The sequence below is a fragment of the Mycobacterium gordonae genome, from assembly GCF_001417955.2.
Lineage (GTDB): Bacteria > Actinomycetota > Actinomycetes > Mycobacteriales > Mycobacteriaceae > Mycobacterium > Mycobacterium gordonae_B.
In genome coordinates this window covers 1-728 of sequence record NZ_LKTM01000249.1, presented here as the reverse complement: position 1 = coordinate 728, position 728 = coordinate 1, and the positions used below count along the sequence as shown (strand labels likewise).

Annotated in this window: 1 pseudogene; it reads left to right on the top strand. The window is 66.2% G+C overall.

Annotated elements, in window-relative coordinates:
• A pseudogene (locus tag AO501_RS18420) lies at positions 1 to 610 on the top strand (family 16 glycosylhydrolase); the annotation flags it as partial.
• Positions 611 to 728: the final 118 nt, after the last annotated feature.

Here is a 728-nt window from a genome sequence, read left to right as displayed (position 1 = left end):
CGCCGCCGGGAACTGGACCTCGGGCCGGATCGAGACGCAGCGCACCGACTTCGCGGCGCCAACCGGCGGCGTGCTGCGCATCGAGGCGTCGATTCAGCAGCCCAACGTCGACACCACCAACGGCAAGGGCTACTGGCCGGCCTTCTGGGCGCTCGGTGACGCGGCGCGGCCAGTCGGCGCCAGCAACTGGCCGAGCATCGGCGAGCTGGACATCATGGAGAGCATCAACGGCCGCAGTTCGGTGTTCGGCACCGTACACGGCGGCACCGCTCCCGGCGGGCCGTTCAACGAGTTCAACGGAATCGGTTCCGGCGAACGCCCGGTGACGGGCGCGCAAACCAGCTTCCACACCTACGCCATTGAACTGGACCGCAGCACCAGCGTCGAACAGTTGCGCTGGTACCTGGACGGCAACAACTATTTCACCGTCAACGCCAACCAGGTCCCCGCGGCGGACTGGAACAACGCCACCCATCACGGGTTCTTCGTCATCTTGAACGTGGCCATGGGCGGTGGCTTCCCGGCGGCATTCGGCGGCGGCCCAACTGCCGCAACGCTTTCCGGGCAACCCATGCTCGTCGATTACGTCTCGGTGTCCACCAAAGGCTGATCCGTCCCCAAGTACGCCGCAGACACGGTCAGCTTGATAGGGCAGCATTGGTTCGGTGACAACTCCGCAAGGGCCGTCCCGCGGGAACCCGCCGGAATGGAATCGACCCACTGAGCCC